13 protein-coding genes and 6 tRNA genes are annotated in these 18,488 nt (G+C 49.8%); 15 read left to right on the plus strand and 4 right to left on the minus strand.

Features of this window, described 5'->3' with window-relative positions:
• Positions 1 to 2 precede the first annotated feature (2 nt).
• The 3 genes from chiP to nagE form a co-directional block, all read right to left on the minus strand.
• The gene (gene chiP / locus D6029_RS19160; protein ID WP_120066308.1) at positions 3 to 1,400 is read right to left on the minus strand and encodes a chitoporin ChiP; all 1,398 of its coding nucleotides are present in this window, start codon (positions 1,398 to 1,400) and stop codon (positions 3 to 5) included.
• Positions 1,401 to 1,872: 472 nt separating this feature from the next.
• Entirely contained in the window at positions 1,873 to 3,540 is a 1,668-nt protein-coding gene (gene glnS, locus D6029_RS19165) for a glutamine--tRNA ligase (protein WP_120066309.1), read from the minus strand.
• Positions 3,541 to 3,719: 179 nt separating this feature from the next.
• Positions 3,720 to 5,747 carry an N-acetylglucosamine-specific PTS transporter subunit IIBC gene (gene nagE, locus D6029_RS19170; RefSeq protein WP_120066310.1) on the minus strand — a complete coding sequence of 676 codons (2,028 nt, stop codon included), beginning with the start codon at positions 5,745 to 5,747 and terminating at the stop codon, positions 3,720 to 3,722.
• A gap of 334 nt (positions 5,748 to 6,081) precedes the next feature.
• Here nagE and nagB point away from each other — a divergent pair, with 334 nt between their 5' ends.
• From nagB to D6029_RS19225, 11 genes are all read left to right on the plus strand, one after another.
• Complete coding sequence (nagB, locus tag D6029_RS19175; protein WP_120066311.1) at positions 6,082 to 6,882, plus strand: glucosamine-6-phosphate deaminase; 801 nt, start codon at positions 6,082 to 6,084, stop codon at positions 6,880 to 6,882.
• 82 nt (positions 6,883 to 6,964) lie between these two features.
• Positions 6,965 to 8,113: an N-acetylglucosamine-6-phosphate deacetylase gene (gene nagA, locus D6029_RS19180; protein WP_120066312.1), complete on the plus strand. Its 1,149-nt coding sequence runs from the start codon at positions 6,965 to 6,967 to the stop codon at positions 8,111 to 8,113.
• Between the two features lie 7 nt (positions 8,114 to 8,120).
• Entirely contained in the window at positions 8,121 to 9,341 is a 1,221-nt protein-coding gene (gene nagC / locus D6029_RS19185; RefSeq protein ID WP_120066313.1) for a DNA-binding transcriptional regulator NagC, read from the plus strand.
• Positions 9,342 to 9,403: 62 nt separating this feature from the next.
• The gene (locus D6029_RS19190; protein WP_120066314.1) at positions 9,404 to 10,156 is read left to right on the plus strand and encodes an HAD-IIA family hydrolase; all 753 of its coding nucleotides are present in this window, start codon (positions 9,404 to 9,406) and stop codon (positions 10,154 to 10,156) included.
• 277 nt (positions 10,157 to 10,433) lie between these two features.
• Entirely contained in the window at positions 10,434 to 12,098 is a 1,665-nt protein-coding gene (asnB, locus tag D6029_RS19195) for an asparagine synthase B (protein WP_120066315.1), read from the plus strand.
• Between the two features lie 250 nt (positions 12,099 to 12,348).
• Positions 12,349 to 12,425, plus strand: a tRNA-Met gene (locus tag D6029_RS19200).
• A gap of 17 nt (positions 12,426 to 12,442) precedes the next feature.
• Positions 12,443 to 12,527 (plus strand) — tRNA-Leu (locus D6029_RS19205).
• A gap of 18 nt (positions 12,528 to 12,545) precedes the next feature.
• Positions 12,546 to 12,620, plus strand: a tRNA-Gln gene (locus D6029_RS19210).
• Positions 12,621 to 12,675: 55 nt separating this feature from the next.
• Positions 12,676 to 12,750: transfer RNA gene (locus D6029_RS19215), tRNA-Gln, on the plus strand.
• A gap of 40 nt (positions 12,751 to 12,790) precedes the next feature.
• Positions 12,791 to 12,867: transfer RNA gene (locus D6029_RS19220), tRNA-Met, on the plus strand.
• A gap of 6 nt (positions 12,868 to 12,873) precedes the next feature.
• A tRNA-Gln gene (locus D6029_RS19225) sits at positions 12,874 to 12,948 on the plus strand.
• Positions 12,949 to 13,039: 91 nt separating this feature from the next.
• On the opposite strand, the gene ubiF is transcribed toward D6029_RS19225, so the two are convergent.
• The gene (gene ubiF, locus D6029_RS19230) at positions 13,040 to 14,215 is read right to left on the minus strand and encodes a 3-demethoxyubiquinol 3-hydroxylase (RefSeq protein WP_120066316.1); all 1,176 of its coding nucleotides are present in this window, start codon (positions 14,213 to 14,215) and stop codon (positions 13,040 to 13,042) included.
• Positions 14,216 to 14,350: 135 nt separating this feature from the next.
• Here ubiF and miaB point away from each other — a divergent pair, with 135 nt between their 5' ends.
• The 4 genes from miaB to corC all read left to right on the plus strand — a co-directional run bounded on the left by miaB (position 14,351) and on the right by corC (position 18,481).
• A complete protein-coding gene (miaB, locus tag D6029_RS19235) occupies positions 14,351 to 15,778 on the plus strand; it encodes a tRNA (N6-isopentenyl adenosine(37)-C2)-methylthiotransferase MiaB (RefSeq protein WP_120066317.1) in 1,428 nt (475 codons plus the stop codon).
• Between the two features lie 197 nt (positions 15,779 to 15,975).
• A complete protein-coding gene (locus D6029_RS19240) occupies positions 15,976 to 17,037 on the plus strand; it encodes a PhoH family protein (RefSeq protein WP_120066318.1) in 1,062 nt (353 codons plus the stop codon).
• Positions 17,034 to 17,501 (plus strand): rRNA maturation RNase YbeY, encoded by a 468-nt coding sequence (gene ybeY, locus D6029_RS19245; RefSeq protein ID WP_120066319.1) that lies wholly within the window; start codon positions 17,034 to 17,036, stop codon positions 17,499 to 17,501. Before D6029_RS19240 ends, ybeY begins: the two co-directional genes overlap by 4 nt.
• A 101-nt stretch (positions 17,502 to 17,602) precedes the next feature.
• Positions 17,603 to 18,481: a CNNM family magnesium/cobalt transport protein CorC gene (corC, locus tag D6029_RS19250; RefSeq protein WP_034494022.1), complete on the plus strand. Its 879-nt coding sequence runs from the start codon at positions 17,603 to 17,605 to the stop codon at positions 18,479 to 18,481.
• Positions 18,482 to 18,488 lie beyond the last annotated feature (7 nt).

Consider the following 18,488-nt stretch of genomic DNA (forward strand, 5'->3'; position numbering starts at 1 on the left):
AATCAGAAGATGGTGAATGGTGCGATAACGATGAATTTCACGTCACGCTCATCCTGGAAGATGTTGCCGTAACCACCGCCCCAGCTTGGGATGTCGGAATGGTTGTCGTATTGAGTGAAGTGCAGTTTGAACAAAGTACCTTTCGCACGGCCATCCTGAACGGTGTACAACGCATCAAGGCTATACGCAGACTCTTTCAGGCGGTTATCCGCATCGTAGTAACCGTCGGTAGTTGGCTTAGAGCTTGGTTTAGCATCCCATGCATAAACATAAGAAGCACCCACTGCCCAACCTGCCAGATTCCAGTTGCTCAGGTCATACATCGCACCTGCGAATACGGCTTTTTCGCCGTTGGCGTTGAAGTCAGAGCGGTTATCCCACCACACATCAAGACGACCGTTTGACGATGCGTAAGTTGGGGTCATACGTTGCAGGAAGTAACCCTGTTGGCCATCAGCCTTAACCATGGTTCCTTCAAGGCGCAGGTCAACCTGGCCGACTCTGTAACCCAGCGTTAATGCCTGCAACCATGCGGTGCCGTCATACAGATCGTTTACGCTGCCGTCGGAGACTTTGTCACGCGTGCCGTAGAACTGGTAGCTGGTAGTTAACGGGCTGCCAGCGATATCGAATTTATAGCTCGCTTTGGTGAAGTACTGGTCAACATAACCTTCGGCCTGGCCGAATGCGGCTTCGAGAACCAGGTCATTTTTAAAGTCATATTTCGCGCCAAGTGAATGTAAGTATTCAACTTTGGTGTTTTTATCGTTCTGATAGAACTTGTCCATTTCCAGGTGCCACGGAGCTTTATACTCGTTGGTCCACATGTAGGAGAAGCTCAGCGCGCCAGAATCGCCGTAGTCAAAATTAGCCCCGGCTTCCGCGCCCTGGTATGTACCCGGCATGAAGCTCCAGTGTGGGGCTAACAGCGTTTGACCGGTTGGCTGAATGTAACCGCCACGCGCCCAAACCGGGCCGTATTTGAATTTAGCGGCTGCTTTATAAAGGCTGATACCGCTCTTATCGCCGGAGTAGTCTTCGTCGTAAGCTTTGTTAGAAGAGGAAAATGCGATTTCGTTCGGGTGACCACTGTCGCCGTTTTCTGCCATTTCGATAGCAGTAAAGGCCGCAACGTCTAAACCAAACATGTCAGCGGCATAACCGGACTGGAAGTCCAGGTTTGCGTTCCAGGTGGAGTGCGCAAGGTTAGTTTCGTATTTATCCGTGGTGACGTCTTTACGGTCACGCTCACGCTGCCAGTAATAAACGCCGCCGGTCAGTGTTGAATCATCAATAAAACCTGCTGCTGTTGCCTGAGGGATAACAACTAATCCTGAAAGAGCCGTAACACCTGCGATTGCAAGCGCCAGCGCACTACGTTTGCCACTAAACGTACGCATAGAAAGTTCCTCTTTGACGAATTAATAATCGCTGGACGTTAAAAGACGTCATATAGCGAAAAAAGTAAAAATGCCTAACGGCTAAAGCGGTTATGAATATTTGCCCGCATGACTGCTGCCCTTAAGACTATTTTTCGCGACGCGAATTATCAACGACTTTGTAAGAGTTCATTCCGATATTATGACAGAGAGCACATAATTTATGAGTATTTGTAACAAATCTCATTCTGAGAGTTTTCGACCAACATTTAAGAAAAATGGAATATAAAACTCCAGGTGAGAGCGCTCACATTCGTAAACCAAGAGTTTTTTATGTTCTTAGATTGACCGTGGAAAAGAGACAGAAAAGAGGGTAAATAACATTAATTCGCAACGCGAATGTGAAGAAATGTTTAAATGAATGATTATAAAGCGAAAAAAAACGCCGCGATTTGCGGCGTTTTTGTCGGATATTGACTTACTATGCAGGCGGTTATTCGCCCATTTTGGCCCACGTATCACGCAGCCCGACGGTACGGTTAAATACCAATTTATCCGCTGTTGTATAACGGCTGTCGAGGCAGAAATAACCTTCGCGCTCGAACTGATAGGCTTTGCTGATTTCAGCATTTTTCAGGCTTGGTTCGACAAAACCTTGCTTGATAATCAGTGATTCCGGGTTAATCGTTGCCAGGAAATCTTCTGCAGCCCCTGGGTTTGCCACACTGAACAGACGGTCGTAAAGACGAATTTCTACTGGCAGAGCATGTTCAGCACTCACCCAGTGGATAACGCCTTTCACTTTACGGCCATCTGCCGGGTCTTTGCTTAATGTTTCCGGATCGTATGAGCAATGCAGCACGGTGATGTTCCCTGCTTCATCTTTCTCAACACGATCGGCTTTGATCACGTAAGCATTGCGCAGGCGAACTTCTTTACCCAGCACCAGGCGTTTGTACTGTTTGTTGGCTTCTTCACGGAAGTCAGCGCGATCGATATAAATCTCACGGCTAAACGGCACCTGACGGCTACCCATTTCTGGTTTGTTCGGATGGTTAGGCATGGTGACCATTTCTACTTCGCCTTGCGGGAAGTTTTCGATGATCACTTTTACCGGATCCAGAACAGCCATCGCGCGCGGTGCGTTTTCGTTCAGGTCGTCACGGATACAAGATTCCAGTGCCGCCATTTCAACGGTGTTGTCCTGCTTCGTCACACCAATGCGCTTACAAAACTCGCGGATAGATGCCGCGGTATAACCACGACGACGCAGACCAGAAATAGTTGGCATACGTGGGTCATCCCAACCCTCTACAACCTTCTCAGTTACCAGCTGGTTCAGCTTACGCTTAGACATGATGGAGTATTCGAGATTCAGGCGAGAAAACTCGTACTGACGCGGATGCGCAGGGATCGTGATGTTATCCAACACCCAGTCGTACAGACGACGGTTGTCCTGGAATTCCAGCGTACACAGGGAGTGCGTAATGCCTTCCAGCGCATCGGAAATGCAGTGGGTGAAGTCGTACATCGGGTAGATGCACCACTTGGTGCCGGTCTGGTGGTGATCGGCAAACTTAATACGATAGATGACCGGATCGCGCATCACGATGAACGGCGACGCCATGTCGATTTTCGCACGCAGGCACGCAGTCCCTTCGGCGAATTCACCGTTACGCATTTTCTCAAACAGCGCGAGGTTTTCTTCAACGGTACGGTCACGATACGGGCTGTTTTTACCCGGAGCGGTCAATGAGCCGCGATATTCACGGATTTGTTCCGGCGTCAGCTCATCCACATATGCCAGACCTTTATTGATCAGCTCAACCGCATAGTTAAACAGCTGGTCGAAATAATCTGAGGAATAGCGCACGTTGCCCGACCAATGGAAACCTAGCCATTCAACGTCGTGCTTGATGGAGTCTACGAATTCGATGTCTTCTTTTACCGGGTTGGTGTCATCGAAACGCAGGTTGCACTGGCCTTGATAATCTTGTGCGATACCAAAGTTCAGGCAGATGGATTTTGCATGGCCGATATGCAGATAGCCGTTTGGCTCTGGCGGGAAACGGGTGCAAATGCTGGTGTGCTTACCATTGGCCAAATCTTCATCAATAATCTGGCGAATAAAGTTAGTTGGGCGGGCTTCTGCCTCACTCATCGCGGGTTCCTCTGTGCAAAAACTTTAGTTATCGGCACATGATCTTATAAGCAAGCGCCGGAAACAACCTTTAGTTGCATAAATAAGGGTATCGGCGTGGCTGTGACGGGAGGGAATAAAAAAGCGGCTGGAGAATTATTCTCCAGCCGCTAAAGGCACAATCTATGACTCAGGAGCGATTATTTGCCTTTAATTTCGTACAGAGGTGTTTGGCCTGCAACGACTGAACCTTGCGCCTGGATAACCAGACCGCTGTAGTCGTCGATGTTGCTGCAAACAACCGGGCTAATCATGGAGCGAGCATTAGCGTTCAGGAAATCAAGATCCATTTCCAGAATCGGCTGGCCTGCAACCACTTCAGCACCCTCTTCTACCAGGCGAGTAAAGCCCTGACCGTTCAGTGCAACAGTATCAATGCCCATATGGACAACGATCTCAGCGCCTTTTTCGGTTTCAAGACAGAACGCATGGTTCGTGTTGAAGATTTTTACGATAGTACCGGCAGCTGGCGCGACAACTGTTTTTTCAGTTGGCTTAACCGCAACACCATCACCTACCGCTTTGCTGGCGAAGGCTTCGTCTGGAACCTGCTCCAGAGCAACCACATCACCCGTTACTGGTGAAACCAGAGCCGCGATAGTGACCGCGTTTGGTACAGCCTGCGGTTTTGCAGCAGCAACTGGCGCAGCGCTCGCAGTGGCGGCAACTGGTGCAGCAGCAGCAACGTCGCCCGCAGTTTTCATGGAGTTCGCAATCTTCTCAGCCACGAAGCCGACGATGATTTGTACGCTGGTTTTGTTCAGACGAATAACACCGGTTGCACCCAGACGTTTAGCCAACGCTTCATTAACCAATGAAGAGTCTTTCACGTTCAGACGCAGACGAGTGATACACGCATCAATACCGGTCAGGTTAGCAGAACCGCCAACGGCTGCGATGTACTGACGAGCAAGCTCGGATACATCTTGATTCGCGTTGGTGCTGACATTCACGTCCTGGCCATCAGCTTCATCACCTGCAACAGCCAGTTCACGACCTGGAGTCAACAGATTGAATTTGTTGATAGTGAAACGGAAGACCACATAGTAAATCACGAAGAACACGAGACCTTGTGGGATCAGCATGTACCAGTGAGTCGCCAGTGGGTTACGGGTTGAAAGCACCATATCCACCAGACCCGCACTGAAGCCGAAACCAGCAATCCAGTGCATGCTCGCCGCGATGAATACGGAGATACCGGTCAGCACTGCGTGAATCAGATACAGAACTGGAGCCACGAACATGAAGGAGAATTCCAACGGTTCGGTGATACCAGTAAAGAAGGCAGCAAATGCACCCGCCATCATGATACCCAATACTTTGGCTTTATTTTCAGGACGCGCGCAGTGGTAAATTGCCAGTGCAGCACCTGGAAGGCCGAACATCATGATTGGGAAGAAACCAGCCTGATAACGACCAGTAATACCAACGATACCTGTACCTTCAGCGATAGATTTAGCACCGCCCAGGAATTTAGGAATGTCGTTGATACCAGCAACATCGAACCAGAACACGGAGTTCAGGGCGTGGTGCAGGCCAACAGGAATCAGCAAACGGTTGAAGAACGCATAAACACCTGCGCCAACGGAACCCATTTTCTGGATGTGCTCACCGAAGTTAACCAGGCCACTAAACACAACTGGCCAGATGAACATCATGATGAAGGCAACGGCAATCATCACAAAGGAAGTGATAATCGGAACCAGGCGGCGTCCGCTGAAGAAGGACAACGCTTTCGGCAACTCGACGCTGCTGAAGCGGTTGTACAACTCTGCGGAGATAATCCCCACCAGGATACCCACAAATTGGTTTTGGATTTTAGAGAACGCAAACGGAACCTGATCGACCGGAATGTGTTTGATCATGGCAACAGCCGCTGGCGAGCAGAGCGTTGTTAAAACCAGGAAACCGACAAAGCCGGTTAGTGCAGCAGCACCATCTTTATCTTTGGACATACCATAAGCCACACCAATGGCAAACAGAACGCCCATATTGTCGATAATAGCAGCACCAGATTTGATGAGTAACGCTGCTAATGCGCTATCACCACCCCAGCTAACCGGGTCAATCCAGTAGCCAACACCCATTAATATGGCTGCGGCGGGTAATGTGGCAACCGGCACCATAAGCGCGCGGCCAACCTTTTGCATGTAACCTAGAATACTCACGTTAATTCCCCCTATGAGACCCCGTTAAGGCTCGTTCAAAGCAGTTTTATTATTGTTTAACAAACCTTGAAAGCATGGCGAAGATTCACCAACCTTCTGAGTGTGTGAAAAATTAATTCGTATCGCAAATTAAACACCCTTTTTTTGTGATTAAAATCACCAAATATTGTTATTACACTCCCCTTTGGCTAGCTATCGACTAAAACTTATTTTATCATCCGAAAAATCAAGACAGATTGATCCCGTCTTCGCCAGTTTGAAACTGCGTTACCCTTAAAGGGTTCGGACATTCAATCTTTCTAATAACGTTTTCTATTAACTTATGAGGTGAATGATGAGACTGATTCCCCTGGCTACCCCAGCTCAAGTTGGCAAATGGGCAGCACGCCATATCGTTAAGCGTATCAATGCGTTTAATCCGACAGCAGATCGTCCTTTCCTGCTGGGCCTGCCAACTGGCGGTACTCCACTTGAAGCGTATAAAGCGCTGGTAGAGATGCACAAAGCGGGCCAGGTTAGCTTTAAAAACGTCGTCACCTTTAATATGGATGAATACGTTGGCCTGCCAAAAGAGCATCCAGAAAGCTATCACACCTTTATGCACCGCAATTTCTTTGACCACGTTGATATCCCAGCAGAAAACATCAACCTGCTGAATGGTAACGCCGAGGATGTTGACGCAGAATGCCGTCGTTATGAAGAAAAAATTCGCTCATACGGCAAAATTCACCTGTTCATGGGTGGAGTGGGCAACGACGGTCATATCGCATTCAACGAGCCGGCTTCTTCTCTGGCCTCTCGTACCCGTATCAAAACCCTGACTCATGACACCCGTGTTGCAAACTCCCGTTTCTTTGATGGTGATGTTTCTCAGGTTCCAAAATATGCACTGACCGTAGGCGTGGGCACGCTGCTCGACGCTGAAGAAGTGATGATTTTGGTTCTCGGTCATTTGAAAGCGCAAGCGCTGCAAGCGGCTGTGGAAGGTAACGTGAATCACATGTGGACCATTAGCTGTCTGCAACTGCACCCTAAAGCAGTGGTTGTTTGTGATGAGCCGTCCACCATGGAACTCAAAGTGAAGACGCTGAAGTACTTCAATGAGCTCGAAGCAGAAAATATCAAAGGTCTTTAAATACTAACTTATACCCTAAATAATTCGAGTTGCAGCCAACACCCCTGCAACTTGAAGTATGACGGGTATACCGGGGGTAACTATGTTTGCACTAACTCACGGTCGGATTCATACCGGCCATGAAATTCTTGATGATCACGCGATTGTTATCGCGAACGGCCTGATTGAACGCGTTTGCCCGCGCTCAGATCTCCCAGCGGGTATTGAGACTCGTGATGTGGGTGGTGCAATCATCGCCCCCGGTTTTATTGATGTGCAGTTGAATGGTTGTGGTGGTGTGCAGTTCAACGATTCAGCTGACGCGGTAACGGTTGAAACGCTGGAAATCATGCAGAAAGCCAACGAGCGTTCTGGCTGTACTAGCTACCTGCCAACACTTATCACCGCCAGCGATGACCTGATGAAGCAAGGCGTGAAAGTGATGCGCGAATACCTGGCGAAGTATCAGCACCAGGCGCTCGGTCTGCATCTTGAAGGCCCATGGCTGAACATGGTGAAAAAAGGCACGCACAACCCAAGTTACGTGCGTAAACCAGACGCTGAACTGGTCGATTTCCTGTGCGAAAATGCAGATGTAATCACTAAAGTCACTCTGGCTCCAGAAATGGTCGAGCCTGAAGTCATTACCAAACTGGTTGCGGCGGGTATTATCGTCTCTGCCGGGCACTCCAATGCCACCGTAAAAGAAGCGAAAGTTGGCTTCCGTGCGGGTATTACCTTCGCCACCCACCTGTTTAACGCGATGCCATACATTACTGGCCGCGAACCGGGTCTTGCTGGTGCAATTTTTGATGAGCCAGATGTTTACTGCGGTATCATTGCCGATGGTTTACATGTGGACTATGCCAACATTCGTACGGCGAAAAAGGTTAAAGGCGATAAGCTTTGCCTCGTGACCGATGCCACTGCTCCGGCAGGCGCAAATATCGACGAGTTCATTTTCGCTGGAAAAACAATATACTACCGCGACGGTTTATGTGTAGATGAGAACGGTACGCTGAGCGGTTCTGCCCTGACGATGATTGAAGGGGTACGTAATCTGGTTGAGCATGCTGGCATCGCATTAGACGAAGTGTTGCGCATGGCTGCGCTCTACCCTGCTCGCGCAATGGGCGTAGACCAGCATTTAGGCACTATTGAAGCAGGGAAAGTCGCCAACCTGACGACCTTTACCCGCAATTTTAAAATCACCAAGACCTTTGTTAATGGTAACGAGGTCGTAACTGAGTAATTAAGGCATGACGACTGGCGGACAGGCTCAAATTGGTAATGTCGATCTGGTAAAACAGCTGAATAGCGCGGCGGTATATCGCCTGATTGACCAACATGGGCCAATCTCTCGCATTCAAATTGCCGAGCAGAGCCAGCTAGCACCGGCCAGCGTCACGAAAATTACTCGTCAGTTAATTGAGCGCGGACTGATCAAAGAAGTGGATCAGCAGGCTTCCACCGGGGGCCGCCGCGCTATCTCAATTATCACTGAAACCCGCAATTTCAACGCTATTGGCGTGCGTCTTGGACGCCATGACGCCACCATCACCCTGTTCGATCTCAGCGCAAAACCACTTGCCGAAGAGCATTACGCTCTGCCGGAACGCACTCAGGAAACGCTCGAACACGCGTTGCTGAATGCCATTTCCCAGTTTATCGAACTGTACCAGCGCAAAATGCGTGAACTGATTGCTATCTCCGTGATTCTGCCGGGCCTGGTGGATCCTGATAGCGGCGTGATTCGCTATATGCCGCATATCGAGGTCAACAACTGGTCGTTAGTCGATAGCCTTGAAAAACAGTTCAAAGTCACCTGTTACGTCGGCCATGATATCCGCAGCCTGGCGCTTGCTGAGCACTACTTTGGTGCAACTCACGACTGCGATGACTCCATTTTGGTGCGTGTTCACCGTGGTACGGGCGCGGGAATCTTGTCCAACGGGCGCATTTTTATTGGTCGTAACGGTAACGTCGGCGAGATTGGCCATATTCAGGTCGACCCTTTAGGCGAGCGTTGCCACTGCGGGAACTTTGGCTGCCTGGAAACTATTGCAGCCAATGCCGCGATTGAACACCGTGTGCGCCACTTGCTCGAGCAGGGCTACAACAGCCGCCTGACGCTTGAAGATTGCGATATTACCGCGATTTGCAAAGCCGCTAACAAAGGCGATGCGCTGGCCTGTGAAGTCATTGAGCATGTGGGCCGTCACCTGGGCAAAGCCATCGCCATTGCGATTAACCTGTTTAACCCGCAAAAAGTGGTGATTGCCGGTGAAATCATTGAAGCCGAAAAAGTGCTGTTGCCTGCCATTGAAGGCTGCATTAATACGCAGGTATTGAAAGCGTTTCGCAAGAACTTGCCTGTGGTGCGTTCAAAATTGGATGACCGTTCAGCCATTGGCGCGTTCGCACTGGTTAAACGCTCGATGCTAAATGGTGTTCTGCTTCAACGTTTGCTGGAAAGTTAATCCAGCCAGCAGCCTTTTTACGCTATAGTTACGCCTTCCTGAAATGTGAGCAAGAGTAGTTAATGACCATTCAGAATGTAATTTGTGATATTGACGGCGTGCTGATGCACGACAACGTCGCCGTACCTGGTGCGAATGAATTCTTAGCCCGCATCATGGATAAAGGGATGCCGTTGGTACTGCTGACCAACTATCCATCGCAAACAGGGCAAGACCTGGCTAACCGTTTTGCTTCCGCCGGTATCGATGTTCCTGATAGCGTGTTTTATACCTCCGCAATGGCAACTGCCGATTTCCTGCGTCGCCAGGAAGGGAAAAAAGCCTACGTCGTCGGTGAAGGCGCATTGATTCATGAGCTGTATAAAGCAGGCTTTACCATCACAGATATTAACCCTGACTTTGTTATTGTTGGTGAGACGCGTTCCTATAACTGGGAAATGATGCACAAAGCCGCTTATTTTGTGGCGAACGGTGCACGTTTTATTGCGACCAACCCTGATACCCATGGCCGTGGCTATTATCCGGCGTGTGGTGCGCTCTGCGCGGGTATCGAGAAAATTTCTGGTCGCAAACCCTTCTGCGTTGGCAAGCCAAGCCCGTGGATTATCCGTGCGGCGCTCAATAAAATGCAGGCGCATTCCGAGCACACGGTGATTGTCGGCGATAACCTGCGCACCGATATTCTTGCAGGCTTCCAGGCGGGTTTAGAAACCATTCTGGTGCTGTCCGGCGTTTCCACGCTGAACGACATTGATGCCATGCCGTTCCGCCCTTCGTGGATTTACCCGTCTGTTGCCGAAGTCGATATTATCTAATTAATGATTCGCCCGGTTTTCGCCGGGCGTTTTGCCGATTCAACAATCTTTTTCCCCTTCTCTGAATGCCAGCCTGGCGATTTCACCAAAAATTGCAGATCCGCTAATAATTGCGCTCATTTCATCATCATTTTTCAGTAATCAACAATCACCATTGAACTATTTACCCCTTAAAGTCTAAAGGACTTGCATTCCCGTCAATGATTGAGCATTTTCATATTCATGCAACGCAACAATACAATTTAATGGCTCAAAGAAGCATTACGGAGAGAGTTCTATGTGTTCAATTTTTGGTGTTCTGGATATTAAGACCGATGCGGTCGAACTGCGTAAGAAAGCGCTCGAGTTATCTCGCCTGATGCGCCACCGTGGCCCAGATTGGTCCGGTGTTTATGCACATGAAAAAGCCATCCTTTCTCACGAACGTCTCTCTATTGTTGACGTAAATGCGGGCGCTCAGCCGCTTTACAACAAAGCCAAAACTCACGCTCTGGCCGTTAACGGTGAAATCTACAACCACCAGGCGCTGCGCGCTGAATATGGTGATCGTTACGAATTCCAGACCGGTTCTGACTGCGAAGTGATCCTGGCGCTGTATCAGGAAAAAGGCCCAGAGTTCCTGGATGACCTGCAAGGCATGTTTGCTTTCGTTCTGTATGACGAAGTGCAGGACGCTTACCTGATTGGCCGCGACCATATCGGCATCATCCCGTTGTATATGGGCCATGACGAACACGGCAACATGTATGTGGCTTCTGAAATGAAAGCGCTGGTTCCCGTTTGCCGCACTATCAAAGAGTTCCCGGCTGGCAGCTACCTGTGGAGCAAAGACGGTGAAATCCGCAGTTACTACCAGCGTGACTGGTTCGAATACGATGCGGTGAAAGACAACGTCACTGACAAAAACGAATTGCGTCAGGCGCTGGAAGACGCGGTGAAAAGCCACCTGATGTCTGACGTGCCGTATGGCGTATTGCTCTCTGGCGGCCTGGATTCATCGGTTATTTCGGCTATCACCAAGAAATTTGCCGCGCGCCGCGTAGAAGATGAAGAGCGTTCTGAAGCCTGGTGGCCGCAGTTGCACTCATTTGCTGTGGGCCTGGTCGGTTCGCCTGACCTGAAAGCCGCGCAAGAAGTGGCAAATCATTTAGGTACTGTGCACCACGAAATTCATTTCACGGTGCAAGAAGGCCTCGATGCGATCCGCGATGTTATCTATCACATTGAAACTTACGATGTGACCACCATTCGCGCTTCTACCCCAATGTATTTGATGTCCCGTAAAATCAAAGCCATGGGCATCAAGATGGTGCTGTCCGGTGAAGGTTCTGATGAAGTATTTGGCGGCTACCTGTACTTCCATAAAGCGCCGAACGATAAAGAACTGCATGAAGAAACTGTTCGTAAGCTGCAAGCGCTGCATATGTTTGACTGCGCGCGTGCCAACAAAGCGATGTCAGCCTGGGGTGTGGAAGCTCGCGTACCGTTCCTGGACAAGAAATTCCTCGATGTTGCGATGCGCATTAACCCGAAAGACAAAATGTGCGGCAACGGCAAAATGGAAAAACATATCCTGCGTGAATGTTTTGAATCTTATTTGCCAGCCAGCGTGGCATGGCGTCAGAAAGAGCAATTCTCTGACGGAGTAGGTTATAGCTGGATTGATACTCTGAAAGAAGTCGCTGCGGCTCAGGTCACCGATCAACAACTGGAAACCGCAAGCTACCGTTTCCCATACAACACGCCAGGCTCTAAAGAAGCGTATTTGTATCGTGAAATCTTTGAAGAGTTATTCCCGCTGCCAAGCGCTGCACATTGCGTTCCTGGCGGTCCATCAGTGGCCTGTTCTTCTGCTAAGGCTATTGAATGGGATGAAGCGTTCAAAACAATGAATGATCCATCAGGTCGTGCGGTGGGTGTTCACCAGTCAGCTTACAAATAAGCGAACAAAATTAATGACACGGGCCTACGGGCCCGTTTTTGTTTCTGCAAGATTCCTTATCGCTTATCCGGGCTTTTCCCTCACATAAAACCACGAAATAACCGATTTTTGACGAATATTGCATCAAGCTGTTCGTAAGCTAATCAAACAGACAATTTACGCCAATTTTCGGGAAAAAATTGTTGACGCTAGAAGGCCAACTACGCATAATGCGCCCCGCAACGCCGATAAGGTTACGCAGAAAAAAGAAGGCTACTTAGCTCAGCTGGTTAGAGCACATCACTCATAATGATGGGGTCACAGGTTCGATTCCCGTAGTAGCCACCATTAATTCTTTTTTTAGCGCGGGAGTGGCGAAATTGGTAGACGCACCAGATTTAGGTTCTGGCGCCGCAAGGTGTGCGAGTTCAAGTCTCGCCTCCCGCACCATTTAACGCGTTGCACGGATGGGGTATCGCCAAGCGGTAAGGCACCGGTTTTTGATACCGGCATTCCCTGGTTCGAATCCAGGTACCCCAGCCAATTTTTTTGACATAGCAGTTTTCGAAATAGCACGTTAGTTTTGTGCGCCCTTAGTTGGGGTATCGCCAAGCGGTAAGGCACCGGTTTTTGATACCGGCATTCCCTGGTTCGAATCCAGGTACCCCAGCCATTCGAAAAAGCATTCAGTCGAAGAAATAGTTTTAAAATTTGGCTACTTAGCTCAGCTGGTTAGAGCACATCACTCATAATGATGGGGTCACAGGTTCGATTCCCGTAGTAGCCACCATATTTTTGGGGTATCGCCAAGCGGTAAGGCTCTGGTTTCTGATACCAGCATTCCGAGGTTCGAATCCTCGTACCCCAGCCAAAATGAAAAGCTCGCTCAGGCGAGCTTTTTGCTTTTCTGCGTTTAGAAATGTTCAAATAAAAAAGAGCGGTTTCCCGCCCTTCTCCGCAATTCATAATCCTAATGCATACTTCAACGCCTGGCGTTTGAGTACACCACCGCGTTCGGCTGCCATTAATCCTAAGTTACGAATCACCCGCAGCGGCCCTAAACTATTGCTAAAACCGGCGTAAAAAAGATCCATACCGCTTTGCATCAGGAAGTTATCCGCCTGCCTGCGCGTCTGGTAGCGCTTCAACACTCGCGCATCTGCCCAGTTTTCACCATAACTGCGCGCGTTAAGCATCACATCCAGCAATGCGTCTACATCCCGATATCCGAGGTTTACGCCCTGCCCCGCTAATGGGTGAATGGTATGTGCAGCATCACCAATTAATGCCAGACCTTGCTGGGTATATTGCAACGCGTGGCGTCGTGTCAGAGGAAATGCGCCGCTGGCGACCGGCATCACTTTTCCTAAGCGTGCCGGGAAGCTCGCTTCAATCGCTTTTTGCAGTTGCGGCATCGTCATATTCTGCAACTGGCGAATACGTGCCGGTGAGTCGTACCACACCAGCGACGCCCAGTTATCAAACAGCGGTAAAAATGCGTGCGGGCCGTTTGGCGTAAAATGCTGCCAGGTGCTGTCACCCGGCTTTTGTTCACACTTCACGGTAATCAACATGCAAGACTGGCGATATTCCCAGGCATGAATCCCGATTCCCGCCCAATGGCGAACCTGAGAGTTTGCACCGTCTGCACCAATCACCATCGGCGCTGTTAACGTCTGCCGTTCGGCAAACTGTAGCGTCCAATGCCCTGCTTCTTTATGCATACCTGTGAGTTGCGCCGGACAAATCAAAGTGACGTTGGAATGCGCTTCAAGTGCCTGCCACAACGCAAGTTGCAGCACGTGGTTTTCAACCATATAGCCAAGCTCTGGCAGACCCAATTCCTGCGCATTAAAGCTGACGTGTGCGCTTTCCCACTCCCAGGTTTCGAGCTGGCGATACGCATGGCTACGCATTGAGCGAATTGCATCCCAGACGCCGAGTGATTTCAACAAACCGACCGAAGCGCTACTAATAGCCGAAATGCGCACATCGGGCTGGCTTGTGGCATCAAAAGCAGCGGGTGCCTGATGCTCAATCACCGCCACCTTGAAACCATTTTGTGCAAGACCGAGCGCCGCAGCCGCACCGACCATACCGCCGCCGACCACCGCAACATCAATTGACTGGTTCAACATGATGATTTTGTCCTTAAATTGTCTATGCTGATTCTACCGGATTTTTACCCAAGTTTCGTAGGCTGGTCACATCAAGGCCAAAGCATTACAATACGCCGCCTGAATTCCTGGCTTTAACTGAGCAATGGCAAGTCGATGACAAAAAAACTCCATATCAAAACCTGGGGCTGTCAGATGAACGAATACGATTCATCGAAGATGGCCGATCTGCTGAATAGCACCCATGGCTATACGCTGACAGATAACCCAAAAGAAGCGGATGTATTGCTGCTTAATACTTGTTCCATCCGCGAAAAAGCCCAGGAAAAAGTCTTCCATCTGCTTGGCCGCTGGAAACTATTAAAGCGTAAGAATCCCAATATTATCATTGGTGTTGGCGGCTGTGTGGCTTCCCAGGAAGGCAAACTAATTCGCAGCCGTGCCCATTATGTTGATATCGTTTTTGGGCCGCAGACACTGCACCGCCTGCCGGAAATGATCAACAAAGTGAGTGGCAACCGCAGCCCCATTGTTGATGTCAGCTTCCCGGAAATCGAAAAGTTTGACCGTCTGCCAGAGCCAAAAGCTGAAGGCCCGACCGCTTTCGTTTCTATTATGGAAGGCTGCAACAAATATTGTACTTACTGCGTAGTCCCTTACACACGCGGTGAAGAAATTAGCCGTCCGTGTGACGATGTTTTGTTCGAAATTGCGCAGCTTGCCGCACAAGGCGTGCGTGAAGTGAATTTGCTCGGCCAGAACGTGAACGCTTATCGCGGGCCGGCTTTCGACGGTGAGATTTGTTCTTTCTCGGAACTTCTGCGCCTGGTTGCGGCAATTGACGGCATTGACCGCATTCGCTTCACCACCAGCCATCCGATTGAATTTACTGACGATATCATCGAAGTTTACCGCGATACGCCAGAACTGGTGAGTTTCCTGCATCTGCCGATTCAATGCGGTTCTGACCGCGTCCTGAATTTGATGGGCCGTACCCATACCGCGCTGGAATACAAATCGATTATTCGTAAACTGCGCGCCGTGCGTCCTGACATTCAAATTAGTTCTGATTTCATTGTGGGTTTCCCTGGCGAAACCCAGCAGGATTTCGAGCAAACCATGAAAGTCATTGGCGATGTGAATTTTGACGTGAGTTATAGCTTCGTCTTTTCTTCGCGCCCGGGTACACCAGCCGCCGATATGGTTGATGACGTGCCAGAAAAAGAGAAATTGCAGCGCCTCTATATTCTGCAAGAGCGTATCAACCAACAGGCCATGGAATATAGCCGTAAGATGGTTGGCACCACTCAGCGTGTCCTTGTCGAAGGGACATCACGCCGAAACATTATGGAATTGACCGGACGTTCCGAACACAACCGTGGCGTCAACTTTGCGGGCACCCCGGATATGGTCGGTAAATTTGTTGATGTCGAAATCACCGAAGTGGCGACCAACAACTCCCTGCGCGGGAGAGTGGTTCGCACCGAAGACGAAATGGGGCTGCGTATCGCGCAATCGCCTGAGTCAGTGATTGCCCGCACTCGCAAAGAGAACGAAATCGGCGTCGGGATTTATCAGCCATAATTCCACTCAATGCCAGCGGGTTCGCTAACGCCGTGAACCCGCTGGCATTTTCATTTGTTGCACTTGCATTCGGAAGCATCCACCCAAATATCAAAAACCAGGCTTGCGCCATCTGCCCACGCCGTAAATAATCTTTTTATGGCCTGCAATTATGCAGCAATACATTCTACTGGCCCTGTGCGACCCCGAGGATAAGTTTGAATATCGAGACACGTGAAATTACGCTAGAACCCGCAGACAATGCGCGTCTGCTAAGCCTGTGTGGCCCATTTGATGACAACATCAAGCAGCTTGAGCGTCGGCTGGGTATCGAGATCAACCGCCGCGACTATCGCTTCAAGCTGACGGGTCGTCCAATTCTGGTCAACGCCGCCGCAGATATTCTGCGCGATTTATATGTCGATACCGCGCCGCTGCGTGGTGAGATTCAGGACATCACTCCAGAGCATATCCACCTCGCGATTAAAGAAATCCGCGTGCTGGAACAGTCTGCTGAGAGCGTGCCTGAATACGGCAAAGCGGTGAATATCAAGACTAAACGTGGCGTGATCAAGCCGCGTACCCCGAACCAGGCGCAATACATCGCCAACATTCTGGATCACGACATCACCTTTGGTGTTGGCCCTGCGGGTACGGGTAAAACTTATCTGGCGGTAGCGGCGGCAGTTGATGCGCTGGAACGCCAGGATATTCGCCGTATTTTACTGACCCGACCGGCGGTTGAAGCTGGCGAAAAACTGGGCTTCTTGCCGGGTGATTTAAGCCAGAAAGTCGATCCTTATTTGCGCCCGCTGTATGACGCCCTGTTTGAAATGCTCGGTTTTGAGCGCGTTGAAAAGCTAATAGAGCGCAACGTAATCGAAGTCGCCCCGCTGGCGTATATGCGTGGCCGTACGCTGAACGATGCGTTTATCATTCTGGATGAAAGCCAGAACACCACCATAGAACAGATGAAGATGTTCCTGACCCGTATTGGCTTCAACTCCAAAGCGGTGATTACCGGCGATGTCACCCAAATCGATTTGCCAAAAAACCTGAAATCCGGCCTGCGCCACGCCATTGAAGTGCTGGCTGAAGTCGATGAAATCAGCTTTAACTTCCTGAATAGTGAAGACGTGGTACGCCATCCGGTTGTGGCACGTATTGTGAATGCCTATGAAGCGTGGGAAAACGCTGAGCAGGTTCGTAAAGATGAACTCGCGGCAGAACGCAAGCGAGAAGCGATGGCGATTAACGCCGCCGCCCAGGAGAGTAAATGAGTCAGGTAATACTGGATTTACAGGTCGCATGTGAAGAAGCAAGCGGCCTGCCTACAGAAGTGCAATTTCAGACATGGCTTGATGCGGTTATTCCACAATTCCAGGAAGAATCAGAAGTCACCATTCGCCTGGTAGACGACGCTGAAAGCCATGATTTGAACCTCACTTATCGTGGGAAAGATAAATCCACCAATGTGCTCTCGTTCCCGTTTGAAGCGCCTCCGGGCATCGAACTGCCGCTGTTAGGCGACCTGATTATTTGCCGTCAGGTAGTGGAGCTAGAAGCCAAAGAGCAGCAAAAACCATTAGATGCGCATTGGGCCCATATGGTCATTCACGGCAGTTTGCATCTGCTTGGCTATGACCATATTGAAGATGAAGAAGCCGAAGAGATGGAATCCCTGGAAACAGAGATAATGCTTGCTCTTGGGTATGCTGATCCGTACATTGCCGAGAAAGAATAGTCTGCGTACGGTTTTACTCTACGCAGCAAATACAGACAGGCAGCGCACCACAAAACTGCCTGTTTATCAGTAACGAACATGAGGTAATAAAACCTAACGCCATGAGCGACGACAACTCCCAAAACAGTGACACACCTGCCAGTAAGAAGGGATTCTTTTCCCTGATTCTAAACCAGCTATTCCACGGTGAACCTAAAAACCGTGACGATCTGCTGACACTCATCCGTGATTCTGAGCAAAACGATCTGATCGATCAAGATACCCGCGACATGCTTGAAGGCGTCATGGATATCGCTGACCAACGCGTCCGCGACATCATGATCCCTCGCTCGCAAATGGTAACGCTCAAACACAACCAGACGCTGGACGAGTGCCTCGATGTGATCATCGAATCCGCACACTCCCGCTTCCCGGTGATCAGTGAAGACAAAGATCATATCGAAGGGATTCTGATGGCTAAAGATCTGCTGCCGTTTATGCGCAGCGATACTGAGCCATTTAGCATGGAAAAAGTGTTACGTCAGGCCGTTGTTGTGCCGGAAAGTAAGCGTGTTGACCGGATGCTCAAAGAGTTTCGTCAGCAGCGCTACCACATGGCGATAGTGATTGATGAGTTTGGCGGCGTCTCCGGGCTTGTCACCATCGAAGATATTCTCGAACTGATTGTTGGGGAAATTGAAGATGAATACGACGACGAAGAAGATGGCGATTTCCGCCAGTTGAGCCGCCACACGTGGACGGTTCGTGCTCTGGCCTCCATCGAAGATTTCAACGACACCTTTGCGACCCATTTCAACGATGACGAAGTGGACACCATTGGTGGACTCGTAATGCAGGCCTTTGGCCACTTACCTGCTCGTGGCGAAACCATTGAAATTGATGGTTATCAGTTCAAAGTCGCGATGGCAGATAGCCGCCGTGTGATTCAGGTTCATGTCAGAATTCCGGACGACTCGCCACAACCGAAACTGGAAGATTAATTCAAAG

This window comes from Buttiauxella izardii (assembly GCF_003601925.1).
Classification (GTDB): Bacteria; Pseudomonadota; Gammaproteobacteria; order Enterobacterales; family Enterobacteriaceae; genus Buttiauxella; species Buttiauxella izardii.

Coding starts and splice junctions, on each gene's coding strand:
- miaB (WP_120066317.1), top strand. CDS start 14,351: ATGACAAAAAAACTCCATATCAAAACCTGGGGCTGTCAGATGAACGAA.
- ybeY (WP_120066319.1), top strand. CDS start 17,034: ATGAGTCAGGTAATACTGGATTTACAGGTCGCATGTGAAGAAGCAAGC.
- nagB (WP_120066311.1), top strand. CDS start 6,082: ATGAGACTGATTCCCCTGGCTACCCCAGCTCAAGTTGGCAAATGGGCA.
- chiP (WP_120066308.1), bottom strand. CDS start 1,400: ATGCGTACGTTTAGTGGCAAACGTAGTGCGCTGGCGCTTGCAATCGCA.
- ubiF (WP_120066316.1), bottom strand. CDS start 14,215: ATGTTGAACCAGTCAATTGATGTTGCGGTGGTCGGCGGCGGTATGGTC.
- nagC (WP_120066313.1), top strand. CDS start 8,121: ATGACGACTGGCGGACAGGCTCAAATTGGTAATGTCGATCTGGTAAAA.
- glnS (WP_120066309.1), bottom strand. CDS start 3,540: ATGAGTGAGGCAGAAGCCCGCCCAACTAACTTTATTCGCCAGATTATT.
- D6029_RS19190 (WP_120066314.1), top strand. CDS start 9,404: ATGACCATTCAGAATGTAATTTGTGATATTGACGGCGTGCTGATGCAC.
- asnB (WP_120066315.1), top strand. CDS start 10,434: ATGTGTTCAATTTTTGGTGTTCTGGATATTAAGACCGATGCGGTCGAA.
- corC (WP_034494022.1), top strand. CDS start 17,603: ATGAGCGACGACAACTCCCAAAACAGTGACACACCTGCCAGTAAGAAG.
- nagA (WP_120066312.1), top strand. CDS start 6,965: ATGTTTGCACTAACTCACGGTCGGATTCATACCGGCCATGAAATTCTT.